We start from the raw sequence: 5,022 nt of genomic DNA on the forward strand, positions 1-5,022 counted from the left end.
GGGGGCATACTCCGAACATCTGTGCGAAACGGGAGTGAGCGATGGCCAAGCCGAAGCCTGCCTACCCGGTCCCGGCGGTGCGCCCGGTCCCACCGGCGGTGGTCGCCGAGCGGATCGTGGCGGAGCTGAGCGCGAAGGAGCAGGCATCGGCAACGACGTGGGTGCGGCGGCTCGAGGAGCGCCCCCCGCGGTTCGGTGCGTGGCCCGAGGGGCTCGACGCGCGGCTGCGGTCGGCGCTGGAGCGGCGGGGGATCGCGCGGCCGTACTCACACCAGTCGGAGGCGATCCGGGCGGCGCTGGCCGGTTCGAACGTGGTGGTGGTGACCCCAACCGCGAGCGGCAAGACGCTCTGCTACAACGTGCCCGTGCTGGACCGGGTTCTGAAGGACCGTTCGGCCCGGGCGCTCTACCTGTTCCCGACGAAGGCCCTAGCGCAGGATCAGCTGGATGAACTACAGGGGCTGATTGGGGAGATTGGCGGGGGCATCGGCACGTTCACCTACGACGGGGACACGCCGGCGGATGCGCGGCGCTCGGTGCGGCAGGCCGGGCAGATCGTGCTGACGAACCCCGACATGCTTCACGCGGCCATCCTGCCCCACCACACCAAGTGGGTGCAGCTGTTCGAGAGCCTCGAGTTCGTGGTGATCGATGAGCTGCACACGTACCGCGGGGTGTTCGGGAGCCACGTGGCGAACGTGATCCGCCGGCTGCGGCGCGTTTGCCAGTTCTACGGTTCGGACCCGACGTTCATTCTCTGTTCGGCGACGATTGCGAACCCGGGCGAGCTGGCGGAGCGACTGATCGGTGACCGGGTGCAGGTGGTGTCCGAGAGCGGAGCGCCGCAGGGCGAACGGGTGGTGGTGGTGCACAACCCGCCGGTTGTGAACCGGGAGCTGGGGATTCGGCAGTCGGCGGTGAGCGCAGCGCGGACGATCGCGGCGGAGCTCATCCGCTCGGGGGTGCAGACGATCGTGTTCGCGCCGAGCCGGGTGCGGGTGGAGCTGCTGCTCACCTACCTGCGCGAGGCGCTGCGGGCGAAGCCGGGCGACCCGGAGCGGGTGACGGGCTACCGCGGCGGCTACCTGCCGAACGAGCGGCGGGCGATCGAGCGAGGGTTGCGCGAGGGGACCATCCGCGGGGTGGTGGCGACGAATGCGCTCGAGCTGGGGATCGACATCGGCGGGATGGGTGCCAGCGTGGTGACGGGCTACCCGGGAACGCTGGCGAGCCTATGGCAGCAGTGGGGCCGCGCGGGCAGGTCGCGGGGGTCGAGCCTGGCGGTGCTGGTCGCGAGTTCGAATCCGCTCGACCAGTACGTGGCGAGCCACCCGGAGTTCATCTTCGACGAGGGTATCGAGGGAGCGGCGATCGACCCGGACAACCCGTACATCCTGGCGAGCCACCTGAAATGCGCGGCGTTCGAGCTGCCGTTCCAGGCGGGTGAGCCGTTCGGGCGGCACGGGGAGGTGATGCTGGACATCCTGGTCGAGGAGGGCGTGCTGCAGGCGGCGAACGGCCGGTACTACTGGATGTCGGAGGTGTACCCGGCGGAGGAGGTGAGCCTGCGAAGCGCGAGCACGGACAACTTCGTGATCATTGAGGAAGGGCCGCGGCCGCGGGTGATCGGCGAGTGCGACCGCCCAAGCGCGCCGCTGCTAATCCACGACGATGCGATTTACCTGCACCGGGGGCAGCAGTACCAGGTGGAGCGGCTCGACTGGGATGACAAGAAGGCGTACGTCCGCGCGGTGGACGTGGACTACTACACCGATGCGCAGCTGGCGGTGGAGCTGAAGGTGATCGAGCGGGAGCGGGAAGCGCCGGCGGGCGGCGGCGGGAGCTGGGAGCTGGGGGAGGTGGCGCTGACCTTCCTCGCGACAATCTTCAAGAAGATCAAACTGCACACGCACGAGAACGTGGGCTGGGGGCAGATCGCCATCCCGGAGGAGAACCTGCACACGATGGCTGCATGGGTGACCTTCGGCGAGGGGGCGACGTCGGGGATGGGGCGCGAGGAGCTGACGCTTGGGCTGCAGGGGGTGGCCCACCTGATGCGGAACCTGGCGCCGGTGTACTGCATGTGCGACCCGCGCGACCTTGGCGCGGAGGCGCAGGTGCGGTCGCCGTCGACGGGGGCGGCGACGGTCTACCTGTACGATATGACCCCGGGCGGCATCGGGCTTTCGGAGCGGCTGTTCGAGGTGCGGGAGCGGCTGACGGATGCCTGCCTGGAGGCGGTGCGCGGCTGCCGCTGCCGCAACGGCTGCCCGGCATGTGTGGGCCCGCAGGTGGACGAGAAGAGCCCGGCGAAGCGGGCAGCGTCGGTGCTGCTGGAGCGCCTCGCCGGGCAGGCGGGGTAGCGGGCCGGCCCCCGGAGGCCCGCTCAGGCGGTGACGATGTCCTTCTCCATGGGGCCGAGGAGGCCGAGCAGCTCGTTTTTCTCGGCGGCGGGGACGTTGAACTGGTCGAGGGCTTTGACGAGGTCTTCGACGAGGGCGTCGAAATCGGCTTTGGTGATCATGAGGCCGGCGTGGGCCGTCTTCATGTCGCGGCCGGTGTACTTTTCGGGTCCGCCGGTGGCCTCGCCGATCTGGTTGACCAGGTGCATCTTGAGGGTCGGGATATCGGTGTTGGCGAAGAATCGGTTGATGCGGGTATCGGCGGCCACGTTGGCGATGAAGGCATCGACGACGGCGGTGATGGCGGGCTTGCCGCCGAGGCGGTCGTAGAGCTTCGCCTGGCCGGGCTGCGTGGGGACGGGCGTCGGCATGGACTTCCTGTCGTCATCGCTGCAGCCGACGACGAGGAAGGCCCCGCCGAAGACGGCGACGGCACCGGTCGCGCGGAGGAAGTCGCGGCGGGAGCGGGGGGCGCGGGTGAGGGGTCGAGCGGGCTTGTTCACGGCAGTCTCCTCTGCTGGTCTGCCGTGAACTACGAGGGCCTGGCGCCTGCTGATGAACGGGGCCGGGTGGCGCCTTTCCCGCGCCTTTCCGAATCGTTCAGTGGCGGAAGTGGCGGATGCCGGTGAAGATCATGGCGACGCCGTACTGGTTGCAGCAATCGATGCCGTCCTGGTCGCGCAGGGCGCCGCCGGGGTGAATGATTGCGGCGATGCCGGCCTGGCAGGCCTTTTCGATGCTGTCGCCCCAGGCGAAGGGGAAGAAGGCATCGGAGGCGAGGACGGCCCCCCGGACTTCTTCGCCGGCCTTTTCCATGGCGATTTCGACGCTCTTGACGCGGTTGGGCTGGCCGCTGCCCATGCCGAGGAGGCGGCCATCTTTCGCGATGGCGATGGCGTTGCTCTTGACGTGCTTGACGACGCGCCAGGCGAAGGCGAGGTCGCGCAGCTGCTCGGGGGTGGGCTGGCGTTCGGTGACGACGCGGAGCTGGAGGTCATCGGGGGTGAGGTCGTCCGGGTCCTGGAGGAGCCAGCCGCCGCCGACCTGGCGGAGGGCGAGGCCGCCCCGGGCGTGGGGCTGTGCTTCGAGGATGCGGAGGTCCTTCGATTTGCCCTTGAGGGTGGCGAGGCCTTCGGGGGTGTAGCCGGGGGCGATGACGATTTCGTAGAACATGCGGGTTTCGCCGTCGTTCGGGTTGCGGAACTCGCGGATCTCGCGGGCGAGGGCCGCATCGACGACGCGGTTGAAGGCGACGATGCCGCCGAAAGCAGAGGTGGGGTCGGCGATGACGGCGAGGCGGTAGGCTTCGCGGAGGTCATCGCGGGTGGCGACGCCGCAGGGGTTGGTGTGCTTGACGATGACGCAGGCGGGGGTGGGGAAATCGTTGACGCAGTTCCAGGCGGCGTCAGTGTCGAGGTAGTTGTTGTAGGACATCTCCTTGCCATGGTGCTGGACGGCAGTGGCGATGCCGCCTCGGCCGTGCTCGGCGAGGGAGCGGTCGAGGTAGAAGGCGGCGCGCTGGTGGGGATTTTCGCCGTAACGAAGGTCCTGGGCGCGCTCGAGGGGGATGGAGAGGCGGGGCGGGAATTCGCCGGGGCGAGTTTGCTGCCAGAGCCACTCGGAGACGGCGGCATCGTAGGCGGCGACGTGGGCAAAGGCCTTCCAGGCGAGCTCGCGGCGGAGTTCGGCGGGGACGGCGCCGGAGCGGAGAGCCTCGACGATGCGGTCGTAGTCGGCCGGGTCGACCACCGGCAGGACGGCCTCGTGGTTCTTGGCTGCGGCGCGGAGGAGGGTGGGGCCGCCGATGTCGATATTTTCGATGGCCTCGGCGAAGGGGACGCCGCCGGGGCGGGTGACGGTGGCGTAGAAGGGGTAGAGGTTGCAGGCCACGAGGTCGATGGGGGCGATGCCGTGGGCGGCGAGGGCCTCCATGTGCGCGGGAAGGTCGCGGCGGGCGAGAATGCCGCCGTGGACGGCCGGGTGGAGCGTCTTGACGCGGCCATCGAGCATTTCGGGGAAGCCGGTGATCTCTTCGACCTTGCGGACGGGGATGCCGGCGGCGTGGAGGGTGGCGAACGTGCCGCCGGTGGAGATGAGCTCCCAGCCGAGTTCGGCGAGGGCGCGGGCGAAGGGTTCGATGCCGGATTTGTCGTAGACGCCGAGGAGTGCGCGCATGGGGTGCTCCGGGTTGGATGGTTGTGAGCCGGCGATGGCCGGCGGCGGCCCAGGCGAGCGGCCATGCGCGAGGCCGGGCTTCCCCGCGGTGCTCCGCGTGACGCCAGTCGCCCGGCACGTCGAGTGTAGCAGCGGCCGGTGATTCGCGGCATGGCTGGCGCGGGGGTAGATTGGGCCGCGTGGTGCGACGTGTGCTGGTTGGGATCGAACGGCTGGTGCGGCGCGGGATGTGGGAGGGGGAGCGGCTGCGCTGGCGGCTGTTCCACCCGGTGACGATCGGCGCGCGGGTGGTGCTCGCCCGGGAGGGGAAGGTGCTGCTGATCCGGCACACGTACCGCTCGGGCTGGTTCCTGCCGGGCGGCGGTGTGGACAAGGGGGAGACGCTGGAGGCAGCGGCGCGGTGGGAGGCGCTGGAGGAGGCCGGCGCCCGGCTGGAGGAGGTGCG

General features: G+C 69.9%; 4 protein-coding genes and 1 riboswitch. Of the genes, 2 read left to right on the forward strand and 2 right to left on the reverse strand.

All coding sequences use genetic code 11. The features are described 5' to 3' along the window. The first annotated feature begins 41 nt into the window (after positions 1-41). Positions 42-2,363, forward strand: a complete 2,322-nt coding sequence (locus tag VAE46_RS08620; protein ID WP_322796524.1) for a DEAD/DEAH box helicase — start codon at positions 42-44, stop codon at positions 2,361-2,363. 23 nt (positions 2,364-2,386) lie between these two features. Here the strand turns inward: VAE46_RS08620 and VAE46_RS08625 are convergent, their stop codons facing one another. Further along, on the reverse strand, positions 2,387-2,905 hold the full coding sequence (locus VAE46_RS08625; protein WP_322796525.1) for a group 1 truncated hemoglobin: 519 nt from the start codon (positions 2,903-2,905) through the stop codon (positions 2,387-2,389). A gap of 97 nt (positions 2,906-3,002) precedes the next feature. Further along, positions 3,003-4,577 (reverse strand): bifunctional phosphoribosylaminoimidazolecarboxamide formyltransferase/IMP cyclohydrolase, encoded by a 1,575-nt coding sequence (purH, locus tag VAE46_RS08630; protein WP_322796526.1) that lies wholly within the window; start codon positions 4,575-4,577, stop codon positions 3,003-3,005. A gap of 40 nt (positions 4,578-4,617) precedes the next feature. Further along, positions 4,618-4,698, reverse strand: a riboswitch (ZMP/ZTP riboswitch). Positions 4,699-4,756: 58 nt separating this feature from the next. Here purH and VAE46_RS08635 point away from each other — a divergent pair. Further along, a partial coding sequence (locus tag VAE46_RS08635; RefSeq protein WP_322796527.1) for an NUDIX domain-containing protein occupies positions 4,757-5,022 on the forward strand: 266 nt, incomplete at its 3' end.

Source organism: Tepidiforma sp., from assembly GCF_034433535.1.
Lineage (GTDB): Bacteria > Chloroflexota > Dehalococcoidia > Tepidiformales > Tepidiformaceae > Tepidiforma.

Bases quoted from the DNA above. Each gene is read 5' to 3' on its own strand.
- VAE46_RS08620 (WP_322796524.1), top strand. From the start codon at position 42: ATGGCCAAGCCGAAGCCTGCCTACCCGGTCCCGGCGGTGCGCCCGGTC.
- purH (WP_322796526.1), bottom strand. From the start codon at position 4,577: ATGCGCGCACTCCTCGGCGTCTACGACAAATCCGGCATCGAACCCTTC.